This window comes from Lysinibacillus sp. A4 (assembly GCF_024919535.1).
Taxonomy (GTDB): Bacteria; Bacillota; Bacilli; order Bacillales_A; family Planococcaceae; genus Lysinibacillus; species Lysinibacillus capsici.
The window spans coordinates 405,897-428,584 of the sequence record NZ_JANWTB010000003.1 but is presented as its reverse complement, the minus strand read 5'-3'; the positions used below and the strand labels follow the sequence as shown (position 1 = coordinate 428,584).

The following is a 22,688-nucleotide window of genomic DNA, read 5'->3' as shown; positions in this document are numbered from 1 at the left end:
AAAATAGATACAAGAAGTAGGAGGCAAAAGGATGACACAACTAGATCCAACATTACAAATGTTTAAAGATTTAACAGATGCGAATGGTATCGCAGGTAATGAACGTGCACCGCGTGAGGTCATGAAAAAATACATTGCACCATATGCAGATACTGTAGAAACAGATAACTTAGGTAGTGTCATTGCTAAAAAAGTTGGCGATGAAAACGGTCCTAAAATTGTTGTAGCAGGACATTTAGATGAAGTAGGCTTCATGGTTACACAAATTGATGACAAAGGCTTTATCAAATTCCAAACAGTAGGTGGCTGGTGGAGCCAAGTTATGCTTGCACAGCGTGTAACAATTACTACACGTAAGGGCGATGAAGTAATTGGGGTTATTGGTTCAAAGCCACCTCATATTTTACCTGCTGATGTACGTAATAAAGTAGTAGACATCAAAGATATGTTTATCGACATTGGTGCAGCTTCTAAAGATGAAGTTCTTGAGTGGGGCGTTCGTCCTGGCGATATGGTAACACCATACTTTGAGTTTAATGTAATGAAAAACGATAAGTATCTATTAGCTAAAGCTTGGGATAACCGTATCGGCTGTGCAATCGCGATTGATGTTATGAAAGCGTTACAAAATGAAAAGCACCCTAATATTCTTTATTCTGTAGGGAATGTACAAGAAGAAGTTGGACTTCGCGGTGCAAAAACTGCTACACATAAAATCCAACCAGATATTGGATTTGCAGTGGACGTAGGTGTAGCAGGAGATACGCCTGGAGTTACAGCCAAAGAATCAACGAGTAAGATGGGGGCAGGCCCTCAAATCGTTGTGTATGATGCATCTATGGTTTCACATCGTGGCTTACGTGAATTCGTATTAGATGTAGCAGATGAGCACAATATTCCATATCAATTTGAAGCGATGGCTGGCGGTGGTACAGATGCTGGCTCCATCCACGTAACAGCAAATGGTGTACCAGCACTATCAATCGGTATTGCAACACGCTATATTCATTCACATGCAGGTATCCTACATCGTGATGATTATGATAATGCCGTTAAATTAATGGTAGAAGTCATTAAAAAATTAGACCGTGATGCAGTCAATAAAATTACTTTTGACTGATACTGCTAAATAGATATAGCATGATTTTGCCTTCTAACAAAATGTTAGGAGGCTTTTTTACTCATTCCAAGGCCAATTAGGACTTGCTAATATTTTATAGAAATCAAAATATAAATTAATGGAAAATATCTGCGAGCAAACTGACAGTTGCTTTTAACTGAGCAACAGCCAAAGTATGTTAAGTTAGCTTATGATAAGAACCATTGCTAGCTTCTAGAAACGTTTAGCGGGCCAAGATTACTGAGAATGAGTGAAGGTGGATAGGTTTCAAGAGGTGTATAGGAGCTACAAGCGAGTTCTTGTGAAGAATAGGGTATTTCCTTTTATACCATCCAAGAAACACCCCGATTTCGCTATAAAGAATTTTCTAAAAGCTGTAAGATACTTTTCCCCATTTCAAGAGGATTGGTTGCAAGTATAGAGGATCGATAATTGGATATAATCACGACACCTGTTTGCTGTTTTTTATTAAACCCTAGATAACTAGAGAAGCCTTTTGTTGATCCGTTATGCCAAATAATATCGTCTTCAAGTACCCATCCTAATCCGATGCTTACATCTTTTGAAATAGTATGAGTAGCTTGGTGTGTTAATAAATAGCCTGAATTTCGATTGCCAACGTGTATTTTTAAAAATTTTAATAAATCATCAACAGTGGATCGTATAGCGCCCGCTGCCATAAATTCATTCATTTCAAGTGGGGGCTTGTTATGTCCCCGAACAGAATATCCCTTCAATACGGTATTTTCTTTAGAGGGGGGGATAGAAATAAAGGTATTCGTTAAATTTAAAGGTTCTACGATTCTACGAGTAATGGCTGTTTCAAAGTCAGTGTGAAGTTCATTTGCTAATAAATATCCTAAAAGGCCCATTCCTACATTAGAATATCTAAACTTAACTTTAGGCTCCTGGGTATGGATTTTAAAATACTGTATTGCCTCATTCAATGAGTAGGGACAAAAGGGGTCACGAGGAGTTTGGTTATCAAAAAGATTATAGATGTTCTTCAGTACACCAAATCCCGATAGACCAGATGTGTGATTTGCCAAATGCCTCAAAGTTACAGGGTGATTGTCGGGAATTTCAGAAAAGTATTTGGCGATAGAGTCTTCTATCTTCACGATTCCTTCTTGAATCATTTCCCCAAGCATGGATGTTGTGAAAACTTTAGAGATTGATCCAATTTCATAGATATAGGGTTTTTTATCATATGTGACATTTGAGCCGTTGAATATAAAAGCAGCATCTAGATTACGACAAATAACACCAATGGATAGGGTTACATTCGGACGAGTCTTTACGTAAGGATAAGCAATTTTAAAAATATCCTTTTTTAAATCATTTAAATCCACAAATATTCCTCCTTTTCCATCGCTAATTTTTTTGAGCGCTAGAGACAATAGCATGGAGCTTCGTAAATATTTCTTTTAATTGCAGTAAATCCTCTTTAGCGAGCTGTGAATAGTATTTATTGATAATGGCTAACTCAATTTTTTCCTGTTTTTGAAAATAATCAAAGCCCCGCGTATCTAACTCGATGATGATTTCTCTACGATCCTTTTTATTTACGGTTCTTTTTATAAAGCTCTCCTGTTCTAGTCTTCCTACTAATTGACTTACAGCACTAGCAGAGGTCCCCATCAACTTTGCTAATTCGAAGGTTTGCAAAGGACCATGTGTTTGAAGAAGGCTTAAAAATAGTGCTTGCTTTGTAGTTAATGTTTCGTCTAATAGGGTGGAAAATTCTTCTGTTAGCATCACATTTGTTTCATACTCTACTTGGTTCAGCTCTTTGACCAGCTGTATCAGCTCGTTTTCCATTTCTTTCACCGCCTAAATAGTTAATATACATTAATTATGAATGCATATAAACTATAATGCAATTATTTAAGAATATGTTTGTTTAATAAAAAAGGAAATATGCATAAATATTCGTTTTGACGAATTTTCGTCACATTTAATAACAAATGAATAATAATTAAAATTTATTATAAAAATTCAGTTGATTTTATATTTATGCATGTTATACTAATTTCAACAGCAACGATATAAGGAGCGAAGGCTATGAAATTACTCGAAGAAGTACAGTTAAAGTTAGTGACTAGTTTAAAAGGAAAAGATCTACTAACTTTGCTAGACTATACAAGTCAAGAGGTTCAAGATCTTATTGAATTAGCAACACAGCTTAAAATGATTACAAAAGAGGGGAAATGTCCAAGATTACTAGAAGGTAAAACGCTTGGTATGATTTTTGAGAAACATTCAACTCGTACACGTATTTCATTTGAAGTTGGTATGAATCAATTAGGTGGGAAAAGCATGTTTATGCATGCGCGTGATTTGCAAATTGGTCGTGGTGAATCAATTTACGATACAGCGCATGTATTATCGGGCTATTTAGATGGCATTATGATTCGCGCAAACTCTCACAAAATGGTCAAAGAGCTGGCAGAGCATGCAGCAATCCCAGTTATTAATGGATTAACGGATATTTATCATCCTTGCCAGGCATTAGCGGATTTAGAGACGATTGCAGAAAATAAAGGCATGTTAAAAGGGCTTAAAATTGCCTATGTAGGAGATGGCAACAATGTAGCACACTCACTCGTAGTAGCTTCAGCACACGTTGGCATGAATGTAGCCGTTGCGACGCCTGTAGGGTATGAATGTGATGGGGAAGTCATCGCTAAAGCACAGGCGATTGCGGCAGCAAATGGCAGTACGATTATGATCACGAATGATCCAGTTGAAGCAGTATTAAATGCAGATGTCGTCTATGCAGATGTTTGGACATCTATGGGGCAAGAGGAAGAGGCAGCAAAACGTTTACAAGACTTTGCTGGCTATCAAATTAATGATGAGCTAGTAGCCTATGCAAAACCAAATTATATGTTCTTGCATTGCTTACCAGCACATCGTGAGGAAGAGGTTGCGACTTCAGTTATTGACGGACCTAATTCTTACATCTTTGAGCAAGCCGAAAATAGATTGCATGCTCAAAAAGCTGTATTAGCATCGATTTTAGCTTAAATATAGACATATGCTTTCTCGAGTTGAGAAGTACGATAGATAGAGTTTACATGGACAACAGAGGGTGTTCATGTGAATAACATAAAAGTGGTAGGCAGACAGAGGGATGTTCACCACGTGCGATGTTTGTTGTCAAGATGGATGGCTACATCGCTACATAGGAAAGTAACCTGGGAGACGCTGGGTTACTTTTTTCTTTGTCAAAAATATAAAACATAGTTTTCTTATAAGTTATAGAGAAAATAAGGGATTATTTATATAATAGGTTAAATAAGTAATGAAGGGGTGAACTCCTCGTGAATATAGATCATATCGAGGCATTTTTATATGTTGTCCATTACAAAAGTATCCATAAAGCAGCCAATGCATTATTTCTTTCACAGCCAACTGTAACTGCACGTATTAAGTCATTAGAACGAGAGCTAGGTGTTGAGTTATTTTACCGAGATGGAAGAAGTGTGAGCGTATCAGAGAAAGGGAGAGATTTTTTACCATTTGCCACGCAAATTGTGCAAACATTTCAGCAAGGAAAGAAGCAATTAGAAGAAACGCAGGAGACCGATGAGGTATGTATTGGTGCAAACGGTGTAACAGCACAGTATTTTTTAGCCTATGCATTGCCTAAATGGAAAGAGCAATTTCCTTATTTGCGTTTTCAATTATTTACAGGTTCCACAACAAACATTTTAGAAAAGCTACAAAGCCACCAAATTCATCTAGGCTTTATTCAATATGTACATGGGGATGACATTGAGAACGAGCTTTTATTGAACAATACAGTGAAACTTGTCAAACACCGTGATCACCCATTACAACTAGATGAACTTATTCAAGCAAAAGAATTAGCTCAACAGAAAATGGTGTTTTTTGAATGTGGCGCGTTTGATTGGAATTATGTGCATAAAATGTTCGAGGTAGAGGGAGTAGCAGCCAATATTGAGGTACGAACAGATCATTTAGAAGTTGCCAAAGAGTTTATTCGGACAAAAGACTATCTAAGCTTTTTACCACATCTATGCATTAAAAAGGAACTGGAAAGCGGTGAATTTGTGGAGATAGACGTTAAGCATTTGCTGGATATGAATCAACATATATTTTTAACCTATAAAGAGAAAGAGACGTTGCCATCATCCTTTTGGCAGACAATTTGTGAAACAGCTAAGCATTTTGAAAGCATAGGAGACACGTATTGATAAAAAATTTTATCACCACATAAAATTTTTTCTATTACTGTACCTATTGCATATCGTCTAAAGGAACGGTAATATCATTCTCAATCCAACAAAACATACTTAACCACTATGTTTAGTAAAATAAAGATTGAGGAGGAATTGACATGGCTAGACAGGATAAAATTCGATTTGGAGCAATTATTCATGGGGTAGGAGGAAATATTTCTGGTTGGCGTCATCCAAAGGTGGCGAGCAATCAAAGTGTAAGCTTACCTTTCTATATTCAGCAGGCTCAGAAAGCAGAGCAGGGAAAATTTGATGTAGCATTTATTGCGGATGGTTTATTTATTAACGAAAAATCCATCCCTCATTTTTTAAATCGATTTGAACCTATTACAATCTTATCGGCTTTAGCAGTAGCGACGAAAAACATTGGGTTAGTTGGAACAGTCTCAACTTCCTATAGCGAACCATTTACAGTAGCACGCCAATTCGCTTCATTAGATCATATTAGTGCTGGGCGTGCTGGATGGAATGTTGTAACGACACCATTAGAAAGTACTGCTTTGAACTATAACAAAACAATCGACCAACATCCTAGCCATGCAGAACGCTATCTCATTGCGGAAGAATACTTAGAGGTTGTCAAAGGCTTATGGGACTCGTGGGATGATGATGCGTTTATTGCAGATGTCAACAAAGATCAATTTTTTGATCCAGAAAAATTACACACATTACATCATAAAGGGCGATATTTTTCAGTCCAAGGACCACTCAATATTGGTCGAACAAAGCAAGGCCAGCCCGTTATTTTCCAGGCTGGGTCGTCTGATGCAGGCATTCGATTAGCTGCAAAAGATGCAGATGCCATTTTCACACATGGGGCATCTATTGAAGAGGCACAGAAATTTTACTCGAGAGTAAAAAAAGAGGTGGCAACATTTGGACGAAATCCCGAAGAAGTAAAGATTTTTCCAGGTATATCACCAATTATTGGCGATACGGTGGAGGAAGCAGAGGCGAAATATCAAGAAATTGTTGAGTTAGTTTCCATAGACCGTGCTCTTGCTTATCTTGGACGTTACTTCGACCATCATGATTTTACCCAATACGATGTGGATGCACCGTTTCCTGATCTAGGGGATATTGGAGCCAATAGCTTTAGAAGCACAACCGATTATATTAAACGTTATGCTAAGCAGGAGGGTCTGACATTACGTCAAGTCGCTTTACGCGAGGCGACACCAAAAACAGCCTTTTTTGGGACAGCTGAGCAAGTAGCAGATCTTGTACAAGAATGGTTTGAAAAGGAAGCAGCAGATGGTTTTATTATTGGCGTGACAGTACCTGGTGCTCTTGAAGATTTTGTTGATAAAGTAGTGCCAATTTTACAAGCAAGAGGGCTATATCGTAAAGATTATGAGGCAGATACTTTGCGTGGGAATTTAGGTTTACCATTCAAGGAAAGTCGCTATGTTAAACAGTCTGTCTAAAAACCTAGTAAATTTATTTGAATAAAAGAAATTAGGAGGGGTTGTATGAGTTATACATTAGGCATATTAGATCAAAGCCCTATTATTGAAGGAGCAAGCAATGAACAAACATTACAAAAAACGGTGACTTTAGCACAACGAGCTGAGCAGTTAGGCTATTCACGTTTTTGGGTATCGGAGCATCATCATACAGAGTCATTAGCAGGTTCTTCTCCAGAAGTATTGGTTTCTTATTTACTTGCCAAAACCAAATCCATTCAAATTGGATCAGGTGGGGTTATGCTACAGCATTATAGTCCCTATAAAGTAGCAGAAAATTTCCATGTTCTAGCATCATTGGAGCCAGGACGTGTAGATTTAGGAATCGGTAAAGCCCCTGGTGGCTTGCCACTTTCCACGAAGGCTCTACAATATGGCACACTCAATCAAGGGGAAGATTTTGAAGAGAGACTAATATTTTTACAGCAATTAATTGAGCAATCCATACCAAAAGAGCACGAATTATATGGCATACAAGCAACGCCGATTCCAAAGGCAAAGCCGACATTATTTTTGCTTGGCGCTAGCCCTGAAAGTGCTGCTCTTGCAGGAAAACTAGGCATTGCATTTGTCTTTGCTCGATTTATTAATAGTGATAATGATGTTTTGGCGCAAGCGGCTAGAATCTATCGCAGTCATCATCCAAACGGCACTTTTGCGATTTCCATTGCTGCACTTGCTGCTCCAAGTAAAGAGGAAGCGAAAGAACTAATAGGAGATCAAAAAATTACAAAGGTGCATTTAGCAAGTGGCAGAAGCCTGACGCTACAATCAGTAGAGCAAGCAGAGAAATTTGGTCAGGAATCTGGAGAGGAATATACAGTGGAACAGTATGAAGCCGATATTTTATACGGTACAGCAGAAGACATTAGAGCCAATTTAGATGACTACCATGTACGATTCCAAATTGATGAATTTATTTTGCATACGCCCATCTTGAAGGAATTTGAACGTCAACGTTCGTTTGAACTTTTAAGTCCTGTCCATTTGCAGTTACAGCAAAAGGTGAAGGTAATCTAAGGGAGGTCATGATATGACAAAAAGTTTAGATATAATTATTTGGTCGAAGCAAGGTTGTAGTTATTGCGAGGAAATAAAAGCATATCTACAAGAACGACATATTTCCTACAAAACAGTTGATGTCACGTCTAATGATAATTTTAGAGACATCCTTGATATAAAGTATGGTGTTCGACATGTACCCGTTGTAGAAATTGGTTCAAGTGAAACAGGTATCTATAGAGCCGTAACGGCAATTGGTTTAGAGCATCTACAGAAGGCACTTGCTGTGAATCTACCCTCATATGCATAACAGAAGGAGAGAGGAATCTTATGAAAAAAATATCATTTTATTTGCTACTTGTGCTAGCAGCGCTATTAACTGCGTGTGCAAACTCAGAAAAAACAGTTGGTGACGCAAGTGCTCAAAAAACAGCACAGAGTGGCAAGGATGTTCAAAAAATTATAGTTGGTACGGGAACTCAGTTTCCAAACATCTGTTTTTTAGATGACAAGGGAAATTTAACTGGTTATGATGTAGAGCTTGTTCGTGCAATTGATGAGAAGCTACCAGAATATGAGTTTGAATTTAAAACATTGGAATTCTCCAATTTATTACTAAGTTTAGAAACAAGAAAAATAGATTTTATTGCCCATCAAATGGAAGTTAATAGTGAGCGTGAAGAGAAGTTTTTATTTAATAAAGAGCCGTATAATGTTTTCCCATTAAAGGTGACAGTCAACGAGAAAAATAATGCAATTCAATCCATTGAGGATTTAAAAGGGAAAAATGTGAGTGTTTCACCAACAAGTAATTCTGCTGTTTTTATTGAAAAGTATAATAAAGAGCATAATTTAGGAGCAAATATCGTTTATTCTTCTGGCTCTGTCGATGTTAATAATCAACTTGCAACGGGACGAATTGATGCCATTATTACCACACCGTTTGCTGTTCGATACTATAACGAAAGCAATGAGGCACAGCAAAAGGTTGTAGGTGATGCATTATTAAATTCAAAGGTCTACTTTTTACTCAATAAAGATGAAGTGAAGTTACAGGAGCGCTTAGATGAAGCGATCGTTGAATTAAAGAATGAGGGGGTAGTGAGTGAGCTTAGTAAAAAGTGGTTGGGTGATGATTATACAGTAGACTTCTAATGAATAGGAAAGGAAGATGGCAGTATGGAAAATAACTTTGATGTCGTGCTAATTGCGGAAGTACTTCCAACATTGCTTCAGTATTTACCCATAACTTTCGAGATTCTAGTATTCTCCATACTTTTTGGTATGATGCTTGGGATTGTGCTAGCCATACCAAAGCTACTTCACATACCAATATTGAAGCAAATTATTACAATCTATATATCCTTTATTCGTGGTACACCCATTTTAGTGCAGTTGTTCTTAGTATTTTACGGTATACCCGCATTGTTAAAGCTCATTCATATTGATGTGACACGAATGGATGCAATGTATTTTGTTATTATTACGTACACATTCAGCAATGCGGCAGCCTTTGCCGAAATATTTCGTGCAGCAATTTTAACCGTTGATCGGGGTCAAATGGAGGCGGCCTATTCAGTAGGCTTAAGTGGATCACAGGCTTTTATGCGAATTGTTTTTCCACAGGCAATACGTGTTGCTTTTCCAAATATAGCAAATACAATGATTAGTTCATTAAAAGATACATCGTTAGCATTCTCCATCGGTGTAATGGATATGGTGGGGAGGGGAGAAACCTTGATTGCTTCTACGACACGAGCGTTTGAAATCTATGTAGCTTTGTCAATTGTTTACTATGTCATCGTTATAATCCTTGAAAAAGTATTTAAATTTAATGAACGCTATTTTAATCGCTATATGCCAAAGGAGCTTGCTTCACAATAGGGGGAATATGCTATGACCATTGATATCGCTTTTATAGGAGAAGCATTACGAGAAATTAGTAAAGTAATACCGTTAACCTTATTCATGACTATTACACCTGTTTTATTAGGAATCGTTATTGGCATAATTGTAGCTTTCGTGCGCATTCAACAGATAAAAATAGTCTCATCTGTACTTAATTTTTATGTTTCATTTTTCAGAGGAACACCTATCATTATGCATATCATGCTCGTTTATTTTGGCTTGCCAATGCTAGTTGATAGTGTAGCTAATTTGCTTCATTTAAAGATACAATCAAATTCTATTCCTATTTTATTTTTTGTCATACTAGCCTTAACACTTAGTGCAGGGGCTTATGCCTCAGAAATTATTCGTTCAGGGATATTAGCTGTACCTAAAGGACAATTAGAAGCAGCATATGCGATTGGATTAACATTTCCTCAAGCGATGCGACGTTATATTTTACCACAAGCATTTGGGCAATCTATTCCCAACTTAACGAATGTTTTTATTGGTTTTTTACATGCTACATCATTAGCATTTTTCCTATCCATTAAAGAATTGACCGGTGTGGCAAATATTATTGCTTCCATGAACTTAAAGTTTTTAGAGTCATTTATTGCTGTTGGTCTTATTTATTGGGGAATTTCAATCATAGTAGAATGGGTTTCACACCGAATTGAAAAAAGAGTAACAGCCTATAGTAAAGGCGGTTTTTCATCATAGAAAGGGGAAATTAGAATGACAGTAGCAAACATTGTGATTGAACATTTACAAGAGGAAGATTATGCAAACTATCTTGAAGTTTTAGTTGAGAGCTATGCGCAATATGAAAAGGACTATGAAGACCCAGAGCGCTGGCAATCATATTTAAGTGATATCCGTGCTTCGGTTGGTAATCCGAATGCAGAAACAATTCTAATTGCAAAACGCGGAGATGACATATTAGGTGGATTACAACTATTTACGGATGCAGGGAAAGCGTATGGCTTGCCAGAGCTAAATATTCAATCGACGATTGTGCGCTTATTAGGTGTGCATCCAAAAGGCAGAGGGCAAGGGGTTGCTAAGAAATTATTAAATGAAAGTTTTGCCTTTGCTAGAAAGAGACAGGATCAGGCACTTTATTTACACTCAGGTGATATGATGCAGGCTGCCATAAATCTTTACTTATCATTAGGTTTTGTGCGAGATGAGTCGAAGGAATTTTACAAGGGAGATATATTAGTCAAGAGCTTCCGTTATGATTTATAATGATAAACCCGCTGATGCTCTAGTCAATCAGCGGGTTTTAATGTTAATTATAGTGTGAAAATCTTTCCTGGATTCATAATGTTAAGTGGATCAAGCGCTGCTTTTATGCTTTTCATGACGACTAAAGAGGTACCATGCTCAGTGGCTTGGTATTTCATTTTGCCAATGCCAACACCATGCTCGCCCGTACATGTGCCACCTCGAAGTAATGCATATTGCACAATTTGTTCATTGAAGCGATCCGCTTTTGCCTGCTCCTCGGCGTCATTTGGATTTAACATTAAAAGTGCATGGAAATTTCCATCGCCCACGTGGCCCACAAGCCCACCTGCGAGTCCAACATGATCAAGCTGTTCTCGTGCATATAAAATGGTTTCAGCAAGCACAGAGATTGGTACACAGACATCCGTTGACATGAGCTTCTTACCAGGATAAGCATGAATATATGCATAGGCTAAAGAATGTCGTGCTTCCCAAAGCTTATTACGAGCAGCATTATCTTGCTCGAATTCGACGGATAGACAGCTGTAGTCCTCAAAAATTTCTGTAGCAAATGCGATGTCCGCATGCATACCCGCTTCGTTTCCGTGGAATTCTAAAAACAATGTTGGTTTTTCGCTAAAGGATGTATCGTTATAGACATTGGCCTGCTTCATAGAGGATTCATCGACCAATTCCACTCGACCAATTGAAATACCAGCCTGTAATAAGGCGGTAACAGCACTAACAGCATCTCCAACTGTGTCAAAAACAGCTCGCCCTGCTATCACAAATTCAGGTATACCATACACTTTTAACGTTAACTCCGTAAAGCAGCCAAGTGTTCCTTCAGAGCCGACAAATAGACCATTTAAATGGTAACCAGAAGAGGATTTCGCGGCTAAATTACCTGTATGGATGACAGAGCCATCTGCAAGGACAACCTCTAAATCACGAACCTGATCACGCATAACACCGTAACGCACAGCAGTCGTACCACTAGCATTCGTCGCAGCCATGCCACCTAGTGTTGCATCTGCACCTGGATCCACTGTGAATTGTAGACCGTGTTTTTTTAACTCCTTATTCAGTTGAGAGCGCGTGACGCCAGGCTGAACTTTTACAAGAAGGTCGTCAGGTCGAACTTCTAAAATCTTATTCATTTCAGAGAAATCAATAGAAATACCATGTGCAATAGGAATCGCGTTTCCTTCTAAGCTGGAGCCAACACCGAATGGTACAACTGGTACACGTTGTGCATGTGCAATTTTTAAGATGGCACTGACATCAGCTGTGGAACGGGGAAAGACAACGATATCAGGTAATCTCATCATATGATGAGATTCATCCTTTCCATGTAGCTGTCGTACCGTTTCGTTTGTTGACACTTGTTCTTCTAATAAAACCTGTTTGAGTTGATTGACAAGTAATTCTACTGCAACAGTCATTCCAATCCCTCCAAAATTTTCTGATAAGTAAAACTTTATCACGCATTTATTGGAAATGGAATGCACAGTTCATTAAAAATCAGTTAGCAAATACTTTTTCTAGTTTTTGAACAAATTCATCTTGTTCTGATGGACTGGATTGCTTCCACCATTTTTCAAAAAACACCCCAAGCCCTGGTAGTAAATGCTCTTCTCCGCGATTAATAGCATCTTCCACAATGTCTTTGAATTCTGCGGCAGATTGACCATGTACATTCGCTGTAATTGCATCTCTTATTTGAAAATTCATCTATATCGCCTCCTTAGTAGTAATTTGTCCAACTATCGTTTAAATATGTATGAAATACCAAAGAAAATAGATAATTTTTGCAATAACTTTGGAGGAATTATGACTAAATATGCCAGGCATTTTATTCTTTCTGCGCGCTGAAATGTTGAAAATGGGCATTAGCTCTCAAGCAACATGACAGTCTAAGATTGTGTTACCTAGGAATATAAAACTGTGCACAGTTGACAGGAAGAGTGGTATGTCCATTCGCAACAATCACAAGCTTTCATTAACACAATCTTTTGAAGAAATTTTAGAGGCTGTGCAACCAATGATTACAGCCATTTTTACGCAGCTTCATATTTACAAGGATTTTGATTACTATCGTCATATTGCTTCTATTGCGGTATGGAGGGCATGGCTAAAAGCAGATCCAGCAAAGGGACAATTTTCTGCTTATCTTTATTCCTCGATAAAAGGTGAGATTCTAAATGAATTATCAAAGGAAAAAAACTATTCAGAGCGAATAACGGTTGTTGATGGTGAAACACTCAATTTTATTCTTAGTGATATGGAGGGATGGGACAATCAAAAAAATCCTAGCTTACTTGAAATTAAGTTGTCTCAGCTTAAGCAGATAGAAAGAGAAATATTACTACTTTATTATGTAGAAGGTTACAGTGATCAAGAAATAGCTAATGCATTAGGCTTATCCGCTGTTGCTATTAAAAAAAGAAGAGGTAGAATCATCCAGAGATTGAAACATCAACTTTCCAGGGTGGAATAAAGAACTAAAAATATCAAAAGTATGCTAATATTGAAATAAAATGAATATTAGCATACTTCACATAGGTGCATACAAATTCCGATAAAAGTGTTATGATTTGTAAGAAGTCAAAGAAATATACAATTCAAATTTAAATAATCGATATAGATAGATAAAATTTCCTAGTGAATGTTTATATAGTAGTATGGAGGGTTTGGAGTGGAGAGATGGTTTAATCAGATAGAGAAAAAAGAAATTTGGTATATGGTATTACCCTTATTACTTGTCATACCATTACTGAGCTTTAGCAATCAAATATATGGTGTTTTCCAAGGTAACATGTATCAAGATATAAAATTGGTGATACAAATATTAATCATTGTTTTTACAATGGCAATTGCGATCCAATCCTATTTAGTATTTTCACACTTATTATCCAATCAAACTTTATACATAGGAAACATGTTTTTCATTATTGCCTTATTAGAATTAGTTAGCTTGTTTTTTAGCCAATCTAGAGAATGGAACTTTATGAACGAGCCCCTACATATATTAATACGTTTATACTTAGCCATTGGATTTATACTTATTATTTTAAACCCTAAAAAGCGATTAACCATGAATCATCGGATACTGACATATGGTTGTTCGATGCTTTTCGTTCTAGGAAGCGTTTTTCTGGCTTATTATTCGCCCAAAGTATTGCCTAAAAATTGGTTAGATACGATTGATAATATGGTACACTTAATTGCTATTATTCTTCAAATTTTAACCATTGCTATTGTTAGTACATATGTAAAAAAATTACCAAAGCGTTCCATGTGGCTAATTAGCGCAGCTATTTCCCTTATTGTGAGTGATGTCTTCTTTATTGTTAGTCAAGATCAAAATGCGATATGGGATTTCTCAGCACTGATCTATCAGTTTTTAGCATTCTATTTTTTCCTAAAGGCGATTTATTATACATCTGTGGAAAAACCCTTTCAGCAGCTGTTGAAAATTAAAAAGGATCTTGAACAATCTCAAAAAGAGCTTCGATTTCAAGCTTATCATGATGATATTACATTGTTGCCAAATGAACATTTTTTACTTAAGACGTTAAAAGAAAATTTACATGAACATAAAGCGCAAAAGGCTATCATTGCCATAGAAATTGATCGCTTTGCGGCGATTCGTTCGTCCATTGGGATTAGTAACTCTAATAAAATGATGAAACTTGTTGCAGAGCGAATTCAATCGATTGTACCTCCACATTATTTTGCAACTAAACTGCGTGAAGGACAATTTGTTATTTATATTGACCATGTAAAGACGATTGAGGAACTACTACAATTTTGCTTAAATCTTAAAAGTGCCATGGCAGATCCTTTACAGGTCCAATTATTTTCATTGAATGGCAGTCTAAATATTGGGATTGCTCTTTATGAGGAGCAATGGACTGGTGAAGAGCTATTAATGCATGCACAGTTAGCGATGCGAGAAGCTAGACAAATACCTCAAAGATTTCTTTTTTATAAACCATACATGTCTAAAGGTATTGCAGATCGAATATTGTTAGAGCAAGACTTACATAATGCGTTAGCCAATAATGAATTTTATTTAGACTATCAACCACAGGTCAACTTAAAAACAGGCACCATTGAATCGGTCGAAGCTTTGGTTCGCTGGCGTCATCCAACTCGGGGATTTGTTCCACCTGATGTCTTTATTCCTATTGCTGAAGAATGTGGCCTTATTATCCCGCTAGGTAAATGGATTTTAGAAAACGCATGCACTCAAGCGAAAATATGGGAGAAACAAGGCTTACCTCCGATGAAAGTGGCAGTGAATTTATCACTTGGCCAGTTATTTCAACAGGATTTAGTAGAAATGGTACAAGATATTTTACATCGTACCAATTTAGATCCGTCATTTTTACAATTAGAAATTACAGAAAGTATGACGATGAATATTGATCAAATGACACAGCTATTACATGAGTTAAAGGCATTAGGCATCCAAATTGCTGTAGATGATTTTGGAACAGGTTATTCCTCTCTATCTTATTTAAAGGAATTCCCAATTGATTGTTTAAAAATTGACCGAACATTTGTGAGAAACGTGCCACATAATCCGAATGATGAAGCACTTGTTTCCATGATTATTTCGATGGCTAAACATTTACGTTTGAAGGTTGTGGCAGAGGGCATTGAAGAAGTGGAGCAATTATCTTTTCTAATAGATGGTGGCTGTGATTATATTCAGGGCTATCTATTCAGTAAGCCAATATCCCCACAGCAAATTACGGAAACCTATAAAGATTTACATCATCGTGTGGAGGAAGTATTAACACAACTTCAATATATTGAAGATTATAGTATTTAAAAAAAGAACCTGCTTATTGCTATTGAGTAAGCAGGTTCTTGCTGTTTAGTGAACGAGATATTCTTCTTTTAATTCGGATATAGCTACTTCAGATCGCTCTTCTAAAGAACGGCGTAGGTGAACTGTCGCTGTTTTTTCATCATCGTGGAGCTGATCGATCCAGATGGAAACACCATTATAGCTCACTTCAAATTCTAAAGGTGAGGCGACAATTTCTTGTGCACGTTGAAAATCCAACTGAAGCCCCCCTTATTTTTTCTGCTTATTCTTATTTTGCGTGACTGTGTTAATTAGCTCCATAAACTCTTGAGAAAATTCCTCACTCACCTTGTTTGGTGCAATCTTTTGGTTTTTTGGCGTTTGAGGTAATGAGCCTTTATTATTGCTTTGACCTTGTTTATTGTCTCTTCCCATGTGAGTTGCTCCTTTCCTGTTGATATAAATTAATATGGCTTTGAAATGAACTTTTTATCCCGTCAGCACAGATCGCACTTTACAAGGAAAAATTCGCATAGCTCTTTGTTGATTGCGAACAATAATGAGTATTAAGATTTTTTAACAGAAAAATTATCGTTTAATAAAACCCAATTTTGAGGAAACGGGAATCCTAATGCCCAATAACTAATGCCACGTAAGTTGTAATGTTTAGTCATGTCAAATTTGGCTTGTGCACTTCTCGCATCTTCAAACCATACCTCGTGTTGCCTTCCTTGCTCATCAACATATCGATAAAAAGGAGATTGTGCCGTTGGATCATATTGGATTGTTGCCCCGTACTTGATGGCCCTATTGAGCGCTTCCTGCGGGCTAAACGTTTCGGCTTCTTGGCCTTTGACATGAGGCAAGAGCCAATCACGCGCATACAACTCAAAACCCAATAAGATTTTATCAGCTGGTATTTCAGTTAAAGCATACTCCACGACTCTTCGCATTTCATTAATCGGGGAAATAGCTTGTGGAGGGCCAAGACGATAGCCCCATTCATATGTCATTAATACAACAAAATCTGCTATTCTCCCATGTGCTTCGTAATCATGCGCTTCATATAATGTCCCAGTTTGTGAAGCACTTGTTTTAGGTGCGAGCGCTGTTGAAACTAAATAGCCTTTTGGATGAAGGGTATCCACAGCCAATTGAATAAAGGTATTGAATTTTTCGCGATCAGCAGGTAAAACATTTTCAAAATCAATATTTAATACTTGATAACCTTTATCTTGCATCACCTGTAATACATTATTCATGACCTTTTTACTTAACTCTGGACTGGACAAGACGACATGTGCTAAATTAGAGCCTTCTTCTGTAGAAGTAAAATTAGTGAGCGTTAACATAGGGATAATATGTTTAGCCTTTGCTGCCGCTATCATATTTTCATCATTAATGGGTTGTAATGTCCCATCTTCCTTCATCTTATAAGCAAAAGGACTAAAATAAGTTAGTAGATGACCAATAGCATTAATGGAGTCTACAGCTTCATCTGAAGGTTGGTAGGAATAAGCATTGACTTCAATCGTTGGTAATTTTCTTGGAATCATCAATTGTGAACCAACATAAAGCATATTGGGAGTGTTTAGTTTATTTTCTATAGCAATGGCTTGAACGGTCGTACCATAGCGCTGTGCTATTTGCCATAAAGTTTCTCCTGGCTGCACGATATGAACAATGGGTGGAATAATTAATTTCGTTCCTGGTGTTAATTGATCGGGATTCGTTAGATGATTTTCTATTATGATAGATTGCAAGGGAACGCTAAATTTCTGTGCGATTGACCATAACGTATCTCCTTTTTGAACGGTATAAATTGTATAAGGAGAAGGGATAACCAGTGATTGTCCGATGGCTAATTGATCAGGAGTAGCTAATGCATTTAATTGGCTAATAGATTGAACGGGTACAGCATAACGATTAGCGATTTGCCACAGTGTTTCGCCAGCACTTACCACATGGATAAGCATAGAACACCTCCAACACGTTGTTGTTATTAGTGCATCATATGTTTCAAGTGTGGAAAAGAGTATTTTAGTGTGATTCTAGAAAAAAGCTGAAATTTCAAATTCTTTCTCAATAAGTTGCATAGGATAAGTATCATTGTGAGAAAGGGGCTTGATGTTGAAAAAGGCGAAGCTCACAGGAAGAATCGTCACGCCTGAAGATTCGGATTATGAACAAGCGAGAACGAATAATAATTTAAATAATCCCAAATATCCGAGTGTCATTGTGTTTTGTCAAAAAACGAAAGATGTGGTTAATGCATTAAAATGGGCTAGAGAAAACAATGAGCCTTTCAGAATTCGAAGCGGTCGTCATAGCTATGAAAATTTTTCTTTAGTAAATAAAGGGCTTGTCATTGATGTAAGTGATATGAATGATATTTCGGTAAATCTCTCAGAAATGACGGCTAGGATTGATGCTGGAGCTAATATGGGAAACGTATACCGTACATTATGGGAGCATGGTGTTACCATTCCTGCTGGTACAGAAAGTAGTGTTGGGGTGGTCGGTTTGACCCTTGGTGGTGGGATTGGGATGCTATCACGACCATTTGGATTAACTTGTGACAATCTTATTGAAATCGAAACGGTGGTAGCTAGTGAACATGAGGGTGCTCAGGTAATTAGAGCGAATAAGCAACAACATCATGATTTGTTTTGGGCAAGTCGTGGTGGAGGAGGAGGCAATTTTGGTATAGTCACTTCTTTGACATTCAAGCTTCATGCGATTAATGAGGTATCACTGTTCTCTATTACATGGGGATGGGATGACTTTGAAGTGGCCTTTGATGCATGGCAAAAATGGGCTCCCTATACAGATAAGCGTCTAACCTCACAGATTGAGCTAAAAACAAAGGAAGTAGGTGAGATAGTCGCACAAGGTGAGTTTATAGGAACAGCAGCTGAATTAAAGAAATTGCTTCGCCCTCTTAGAAAAACAGGCTTGCCAACAAGTATTTGGATAAAGGAAGTGCCATATAGCAAGGCAATAGAATTTTTTGATTTACCAAGCGGTAATCAGCCTGCGTATCGAAAAAGATCAGGGTCATTTTTGGAGAGACCGTTTCCATATAAGGCGATTCAGAGGATGAAAGAATTTTTAGCCCATGCACCTAATTCAAATACAACAATATGGCAACAGTCTTTAAGAGGAGCAGTAGGTGAAATTGCTCCCCAGCATACAGCCTATTACTATCGCAATGCGATAATAGCTCAAGAATATAATACTTCCTGGAAAAAACCGAAAGAGGAAGAACAAAATATTAAGTGGGTAGAAAATTTACGTCAAGCTTTATCACCTTATACGTCTGGTGATTATGTGAATTTTCCAGATCGATATATTAAGGACTGGCATACAGCCTATTACGGACGTAATTTTAGAAGGCTTCGTGAAGTGAAAACAAAATATGATCCGTATAATGTATTTCAATTTCAGCAGAGTATCCCACCTATTAGGAAGTGGTTGTAGCTGGAGAATGGAGCAGGTGAAGCGGCACTCCTGCTCCTTTTTGATTTTCACGTTTTAGCTTGATAAATACTGTTTAAGGGGTCACAATAAAACTATTACATATATTTCTAAAAGGATTGATTGGAATGGAAAATATTGTTGTTCGTAATAATGTAACAATACTCGGACAAGGGGACCAACCGCTTATTTTTGCACATGGATTTGGCTGTGATCAAAATATGTGGCGTTTCATTACGCCTGCATTTATGGACAAATATAAGATTATATTATTCGATTATGTAGGCTCAGGTAACTCAGATATAAATGCTTATTCATCAGAAAAATATCAATCGTTACAGGGCTATGTACAAGATTTATTGGACATTATTGAAACGCTATCATTACAAAATAGTATTTTTGTAGGGCACTCCATTAGCGCCATGATAGGACTGCTCGCATCTATCCAGCACCCTGACTATTTTAAGAAATTGATTATGATTGGTCCTTCTCCCTGTTATTTAAATGATGATGGTTATCGAGGGGGATTTGAGCGAAGTGATATAGCAGAGTTACTAGACATGATGGAAATGAACTTTACAGGTTGGGCTAGCTATATGGCACCTATTGCAATGAGTAATCCTGAACAGCCAGCATTAACACAGGAATTGAAGCAAACCTTTATAGCAGCAGACCCTATCATTGCAAAGGAATTTGCTGAGGTCACATTTTTATCTGATCATCGAAGTGAATTACCAAAGGTCTCTGTTCCTTCGTTAATTATCCAATGCTCGGAAGATAGTATTGTGCCAAGTAGTGTTGGAGATTATTTGCATCAGCATCTCAAAAATAGCACGTTACAATTAATGGAAGCAAAAGGTCATTATCCACATATTAGTCACCCAAATGAAACGATACAATGTATTGCAGATTTTTTGTAGGGAAAAATGAAAGGATTTTCAACAATGGAAAAACGACTCAACAATGCACCATGTGGATTTCTTTCCATCACACATGAAGGGCTTATTTCAGAAATCAATCGAACCCTGCTAGATTGGATCGGCTATGAGCAAGAGGAATTATTACATATGCATCTAGAAATTCTTCTATCTACGCCCAATAAGATGATTTTTCACTCTTATTTTTATCCTATGATTAATCTAGAGGGGCAAGTAGAGGAATTATTCATTCATCTCAAACAGAAGGACGGAATGTCGGTTCCGTTTTTAATGAATGCCAAATTGTACAAAGAGGATTTGGTAGAGCGCATTGATTGTATTTTAGTAAAGATGAAAAAGCGCATAGATTATGAACAAGAATTACGATCAGCCAAAAAACTACTTGAGGCTGCCTATCAAGAAAAGGATCGTGCATTAGCTAATTTGGAGCAAATTCATGTAGAAATAGAACATCAGCAGGCGAAATTATTGGAAATGAATGCTGCTTTAGTAGAATTATCAATGACTGATAAACTGACCGGCTTGAAAAACAGGAGATTTTTCCAGGAACAACTCGAACAACATTTTAATCATTTTCATGAGACAGCAGAAACTTTTTCGTTATGCATTTTAGATATCGATCATTTCAAAAAGGTCAATGATACATATGGTCATCAAGTTGGAGACGATGTCCTCGTACAATTGGCACAACTATTACAAATACAAGTACGTCTAGAAGATATCGTCGCTCGTTATGGTGGGGAGGAGTTTATGATCATCCTACCTGAGACCGAGATACCTGCGGCAAAAGAAATCGGCGAAAAAATTAGACACACCGTGGAGCAGGATGGTTGGCCAACAGGCAGTCTTACGATCAGTATGGGAATTGCCACAGTAACTTCAGAAGATACAGAGACGACATTGATAAAAAAAGCAGATAAAGCATTGTATGGATCGAAAGAGCACGGACGAAACAAAGTCACTCATTTTCATGAGATAAAGTTACTAGCCTTTACAATTCGGCCATTAATTTTTGAATAGAAGGAAGATCTGCTGGAGCAAATGGAAGGTCAAGCAATTGGTTGCGGGGAACCCATCTTGCTTCAGCATGTTCTAGAATTTGGGGTGTGCCTTTAATAATTGAAGCTTTGTATGTTTCTAAATGAACGAAAAATTGTTCGTATTCATGGAGTGTTACAGCCACTTGTTTACCTACTTGAATCGTACAGTTAAATTCCTCAAGAATTTCTCGAGAAAGTGCCTGTTTTGGTGTTTCACCCTGCTCTATTTTACCGCCAGGGAATTCCCAATAATTTGCTAATACCATTTGGGGGTTTCTTAAAGCACAGAAAATTTCTTGTTGCTCATTTTCAATTATAGCCCCTACTACATGTATTGTTTTTTTCATTTATATACCTCACTTTGTGTCTTCGTTAGATATGTATGATTATAGCATGTTTAAGTTGTACGCCACTTGCCACCACTGGAAAATAACAGTTTTCTTACTTAGCTATGAAATTTGCTATTTCGTAGGGTATAATAGTGGTCAATATATAGGAAAAAGGCGGTAAGAGGTAGCGATGAAGAGAATTGAATCTACGCAAAATGCGTTAGTGAAATATTGGAAAAAGTTGGCGACAACAAGAAAAGAGCGTGAACGTTCGGGTGAATTCCTAGTAGAGGGCTTTCATCTTGTTGAAGAAGCATTAAAAAATAAAAACCAAGTATTACAAATTATAGTGCGTGAAGGTATCGATTTGCCAATGTTATGGCCAATCGATGATATAGCTATTGTAGAGGTATCGACTGCGGTAGCGAAGGAATTTGCGGAGACAGAAACTTCCCAAGGTGTTTTTGCTGTATGTAAACAGCCCGTCTTAGAGGATAATGTGATGACTACTTGGCGAAAAGTGTTATTAATTGATGCTGTCCAAGATCCTGGTAACATTGGAACGATGATTCGTACAGCAGATGCTGCAGGTTTAGATGCTGTAATTTTAGGAAAAGGCTGTGCCGATCTTTATAATCCTAAAACACTACGTGCTGCTCAAGGTTCGCATTTCCATATTCCGGTAGTGCGTGGAGATTTAGCAGAATGGATAGATATATTACAGGATCAAGGTGTACCGGTATTTGGTACTGCATTAGATGAGGAAGCGGTGCCGTATAGTGATATTCAGCATACGGGTGCATTTGCGATTATTATGGGGAATGAAGGAAGTGGCATTCAGCCTCAGTTATTAGCGATGACAGATCAAAATATGATCATTCCTCTTTTTGGACAGGCTGAATCATTAAACGTCGCAGTAGCAACAGGTATTGTTTTATATGGCTTTGCCAAGTAATTAATTGCTCATTGTGGGATTGAGGCAGTTGTCTCTTGATTTGCTACAGTCCATTATTGTATAATTTATTCTAAAATGTATGTTTAAATAATAAATGCTTTGACCGGGAAGTAGTAAAGATTGTGAATGGACGACAGGGAGCGTAGGCCAG

General features: G+C 37.4%; 24 protein-coding genes. 16 read left to right on the top strand and 8 right to left on the bottom strand.

Translation table 11 applies throughout. The annotated features are described in order from the left end of the window. Positions 1-31: 31 nt before the first annotated feature. On the top strand, positions 32-1,120 hold the full coding sequence (locus NY607_RS07555; RefSeq protein ID WP_016994857.1) for a M42 family metallopeptidase: 1,089 nt from the start codon (positions 32-34) through the stop codon (positions 1,118-1,120). Between the two features lie 353 nt (positions 1,121-1,473). On the opposite strand, the gene NY607_RS07550 is transcribed toward NY607_RS07555, so the two are convergent. Both NY607_RS07550 and NY607_RS07545 read right to left on the bottom strand, forming a co-directional pair. Then, complete coding sequence (locus tag NY607_RS07550; protein WP_259419407.1) at positions 1,474-2,472, bottom strand: serine hydrolase domain-containing protein; 999 nt, start codon at positions 2,470-2,472, stop codon at positions 1,474-1,476. 22 nt (positions 2,473-2,494) lie between these two features. Further along, complete coding sequence (locus NY607_RS07545; RefSeq protein ID WP_131521360.1) at positions 2,495-2,941, bottom strand: MarR family winged helix-turn-helix transcriptional regulator; 447 nt, start codon at positions 2,939-2,941, stop codon at positions 2,495-2,497. A gap of 243 nt (positions 2,942-3,184) precedes the next feature. Here NY607_RS07545 and argF point away from each other — a divergent pair, with 243 nt between their 5' ends. The 9 genes from argF to NY607_RS07500 all read left to right on the top strand — a co-directional run bounded on the left by argF (position 3,185) and on the right by NY607_RS07500 (position 10,994). Next, complete coding sequence (gene argF, locus NY607_RS07540) at positions 3,185-4,150, top strand: ornithine carbamoyltransferase (RefSeq protein ID WP_259419406.1); 966 nt, start codon at positions 3,185-3,187, stop codon at positions 4,148-4,150. A 296-nt stretch (positions 4,151-4,446) separates the two neighbouring features. After that, positions 4,447-5,343 (top strand): LysR family transcriptional regulator, encoded by an 897-nt coding sequence (locus NY607_RS07535; protein WP_259419405.1) that lies wholly within the window; start codon positions 4,447-4,449, stop codon positions 5,341-5,343. Positions 5,344-5,486: 143 nt separating this feature from the next. Further along, on the top strand, positions 5,487-6,815 hold the full coding sequence (locus NY607_RS07530) for an LLM class flavin-dependent oxidoreductase (RefSeq protein WP_054549964.1): 1,329 nt from the start codon (positions 5,487-5,489) through the stop codon (positions 6,813-6,815). Between the two features lie 45 nt (positions 6,816-6,860). Next, the gene (locus tag NY607_RS07525; protein WP_259419404.1) at positions 6,861-7,874 is read left to right on the top strand and encodes an LLM class flavin-dependent oxidoreductase; all 1,014 of its coding nucleotides are present in this window, start codon (positions 6,861-6,863) and stop codon (positions 7,872-7,874) included. Between the two features lie 13 nt (positions 7,875-7,887). Further along, the gene (locus NY607_RS07520; RefSeq protein WP_004226351.1) at positions 7,888-8,166 is read left to right on the top strand and encodes a glutaredoxin family protein; all 279 of its coding nucleotides are present in this window, start codon (positions 7,888-7,890) and stop codon (positions 8,164-8,166) included. Between the two features lie 20 nt (positions 8,167-8,186). Further along, entirely contained in the window at positions 8,187-9,011 is an 825-nt protein-coding gene (locus tag NY607_RS07515; protein WP_054549966.1) for a transporter substrate-binding domain-containing protein, read from the top strand. Between the two features lie 24 nt (positions 9,012-9,035). After that, positions 9,036-9,740, top strand: coding sequence for an amino acid ABC transporter permease (locus tag NY607_RS07510; RefSeq protein WP_054549967.1), 705 nt, complete (start codon positions 9,036-9,038; stop codon positions 9,738-9,740). Positions 9,741-9,752: 12 nt separating this feature from the next. Beyond that, the gene (locus NY607_RS07505) at positions 9,753-10,466 is read left to right on the top strand and encodes an amino acid ABC transporter permease (RefSeq protein WP_054549968.1); all 714 of its coding nucleotides are present in this window, start codon (positions 9,753-9,755) and stop codon (positions 10,464-10,466) included. Positions 10,467-10,481: 15 nt separating this feature from the next. Next, complete coding sequence (locus NY607_RS07500; RefSeq protein WP_054549969.1) at positions 10,482-10,994, top strand: GNAT family N-acetyltransferase; 513 nt, start codon at positions 10,482-10,484, stop codon at positions 10,992-10,994. Between the two features lie 47 nt (positions 10,995-11,041). Here the strand turns inward: NY607_RS07500 and NY607_RS07495 are convergent, their stop codons facing one another. Beyond that, positions 11,042-12,421, bottom strand: coding sequence for an FAD-binding oxidoreductase (locus tag NY607_RS07495; protein WP_259419403.1), 1,380 nt, complete (start codon positions 12,419-12,421; stop codon positions 11,042-11,044). 79 nt (positions 12,422-12,500) lie between these two features. Then, complete coding sequence (sspI, locus tag NY607_RS07490) at positions 12,501-12,710, bottom strand: small acid-soluble spore protein SspI (protein WP_004226361.1); 210 nt, start codon at positions 12,708-12,710, stop codon at positions 12,501-12,503. Positions 12,711-12,948: 238 nt separating this feature from the next. Here sspI and NY607_RS07485 point away from each other — a divergent pair, with 238 nt between their 5' ends. Together NY607_RS07485 and NY607_RS07480 are read left to right on the top strand one after the other, a co-directional pair. Further along, complete coding sequence (locus tag NY607_RS07485) at positions 12,949-13,476, top strand: RNA polymerase sigma factor (RefSeq protein ID WP_054549971.1); 528 nt, start codon at positions 12,949-12,951, stop codon at positions 13,474-13,476. 198 nt (positions 13,477-13,674) lie between these two features. After that, positions 13,675-15,819, top strand: a complete 2,145-nt coding sequence (locus NY607_RS07480; RefSeq protein WP_241489998.1) for a bifunctional diguanylate cyclase/phosphodiesterase — start codon at positions 13,675-13,677, stop codon at positions 15,817-15,819. Positions 15,820-15,864: 45 nt separating this feature from the next. On the opposite strand, the gene NY607_RS07475 is transcribed toward NY607_RS07480, so the two are convergent. The 3 genes from NY607_RS07475 to NY607_RS07465 all read right to left on the bottom strand — a co-directional run bounded on the left by NY607_RS07475 (position 15,865) and on the right by NY607_RS07465 (position 17,774). Then, positions 15,865-16,056, bottom strand: a complete 192-nt coding sequence (locus tag NY607_RS07475) for an H-type small acid-soluble spore protein (protein WP_004226369.1) — start codon at positions 16,054-16,056, stop codon at positions 15,865-15,867. A gap of 12 nt (positions 16,057-16,068) precedes the next feature. Beyond that, a complete protein-coding gene (locus NY607_RS07470; protein WP_004226371.1) occupies positions 16,069-16,233 on the bottom strand; it encodes a YfhD family protein in 165 nt (54 codons plus the stop codon). 131 nt (positions 16,234-16,364) lie between these two features. After that, complete coding sequence (locus tag NY607_RS07465; RefSeq protein WP_259419402.1) at positions 16,365-17,774, bottom strand: LysM peptidoglycan-binding domain-containing protein; 1,410 nt, start codon at positions 17,772-17,774, stop codon at positions 16,365-16,367. Positions 17,775-17,928: 154 nt separating this feature from the next. Here NY607_RS07465 and NY607_RS07460 point away from each other — a divergent pair, with 154 nt between their 5' ends. From NY607_RS07460 to NY607_RS07450, 3 genes are all read left to right on the top strand, one after another. Further along, a complete protein-coding gene (locus NY607_RS07460; protein ID WP_054549973.1) occupies positions 17,929-19,278 on the top strand; it encodes an FAD-binding oxidoreductase in 1,350 nt (449 codons plus the stop codon). A gap of 125 nt (positions 19,279-19,403) precedes the next feature. After that, positions 19,404-20,195 carry an alpha/beta fold hydrolase gene (locus NY607_RS07455; protein WP_048393651.1) on the top strand — a complete coding sequence of 264 codons (792 nt, stop codon included), beginning with the start codon at positions 19,404-19,406 and terminating at the stop codon, positions 20,193-20,195. A 24-nt stretch (positions 20,196-20,219) separates the two neighbouring features. Next, complete coding sequence (locus NY607_RS07450; protein WP_259419401.1) at positions 20,220-21,233, top strand: sensor domain-containing diguanylate cyclase; 1,014 nt, start codon at positions 20,220-20,222, stop codon at positions 21,231-21,233. Here the strand turns inward: NY607_RS07450 and NY607_RS07445 are convergent. Further along, positions 21,205-21,600: a (deoxy)nucleoside triphosphate pyrophosphohydrolase gene (locus NY607_RS07445; protein WP_048393654.1), complete on the bottom strand. Its 396-nt coding sequence runs from the start codon at positions 21,598-21,600 to the stop codon at positions 21,205-21,207. The two genes, NY607_RS07450 and NY607_RS07445, sit on opposite strands and share 29 nt — an antisense overlap. A gap of 172 nt (positions 21,601-21,772) precedes the next feature. On the opposite strand from NY607_RS07445, the gene NY607_RS07440 reads away from it, so the two are divergent. Further along, positions 21,773-22,537 (top strand): TrmH family RNA methyltransferase, encoded by a 765-nt coding sequence (locus NY607_RS07440; protein ID WP_048393656.1) that lies wholly within the window; start codon positions 21,773-21,775, stop codon positions 22,535-22,537. Positions 22,538-22,688: the final 151 nt, after the last annotated feature.